This is a genomic window from Arthrobacter sp. JCM 19049 (genome assembly GCF_001310435.1).
Genome location: NZ_BAXF01000527.1, coordinates 1 through 1,445 on the forward strand (window position 1 = coordinate 1; position 1,445 = coordinate 1,445).

The 1,445-nt window shown below is 68.2% G+C and carries 2 pseudogenes; both read right to left on the reverse strand.

The features are described from left to right. Positions 1-727 (reverse strand): annotated as a pseudogene (locus JCM19049_RS14100) (phenylalanine--tRNA ligase subunit beta); the annotation flags it as partial. A gap of 4 nt (positions 728-731) precedes the next feature. Beyond that, a pseudogene (pheS, locus tag JCM19049_RS23635) lies at positions 732-1,445 on the reverse strand (phenylalanine--tRNA ligase subunit alpha); the annotation flags it as partial.

Sequence of the window (1,445 nt, forward strand, 5' to 3'; positions counted from 1 at the left end):
GTGCAGCCGGCACCCCGTAGATCGGGGCATCGTCCGCAACGCGCACCGGGTGGCCTTCAGCGGCGGCCTGGGTCAGCTTGATCGTGGCGGCCGGGTCGGTGAACTCGGTGCCGGTGGCCAGCGCGTATTCGCGGGCCACCCCGCGGATGGAGAAGCAGTAGCCGCGGTCCGGGGTGACGTTGATTTCCGCGGCCTGGTCCTTCAGCCCGAACAGCTCCATCACATCGGTGCCCAGTTCCGGGTCCAGCCCCAGGCGGGAGAGCACGATGATCCCGTCGTGGTCCTCCCCGATGCCCAGTTCGCGCGAGGAGGCGATCATCCCGGCCGAGACGTGGCCGTAGGTCTTGCGCGGGGAGATGCGGAAGTCCCCGGGCAGCACGGCGCCGGGCAGGGTCACCACGACCTTGTCCCCGACCTCGAAGTTGTGTGCGCCGCACACGATGCCCTGCACGCCCGAAGGATCGATCCCGTCCCCGGTCAGGGTCTGCTCGGTGCCCTCGGGCACCACGCGCACCTGGCACCAGTTGATGGTCTTGCCGTTCTTCTGCGGCTCCTTTTCCACGCTCAGCACCTGGCCGACCACGATCGGGCCGTGCAGTTCGTCGGAGGGACGGTGCACGTCCTCCTCTTCCAGCCCGACCTTGACCAGGTCGGCCATCACGTCCTCAGCCGAGGCGTTGGCAGGTACCTGCGCGTACTCGCGCAGCCATGACAGTGGTACTCGCATTGGGTTAGATCTCCATCCCGAAGTGCTGGCTGAAACGGACGTCGCCCTCGATCATGTCGTGCATGTCGGGCACATCGTTGCGGAACATGAGCGTGCGCTCCACGCCCATGCCGAACGCGAACCCGGAGTACACCTCCGGTCGATGCCCGCGGCGCGCAGCACGTTGGGGTTGACCATGCCGCAGCCGCCCCACTCGATCCAGCGCGGCCCGCCCTTGGCGCCGGGGTGCCAGATGTCCAGCTCGGCGCTGGGCTCGGTGAACGGGAAGTAGGCAGGGGCAGGCGGATCTCGGCTTCGGCGCCGAACATCTGCCGGGCGAAGTGCTCCAGGGTGCCGCGCAGGTCGGCCATGGTCAGGCCCTTGTCCACGGCCAGGCCCTCGAACTGGTGGAAGACCGGGGTGTGGGTGGCGTCCAGCTCATCGGTGCGGAAGGTGCGCCCGGGGCAGAGCACGTACAGCGGCACCTCGCGTTCAAGCATGGAACGCACCTGCACCGGGGAGGTGTGGGTGCGCAGCACCAGGTGCGCGTCGGCCGGTTCGATGAAGAAGGTGTCCTGCATTTCGCGGGCCGGGTGGTCCGGCTTGAAGTTCAGCGCATCGAAGTTGAACCACTCGGATTCCACTTCCGGGCCCTCGGCGATTTCCCAGCCCATGCCCACGAAGATGTCCGCGACACGGTCCTGCAGCACCGACAGCGGGTGGCGGGCGCAGCGGGCGG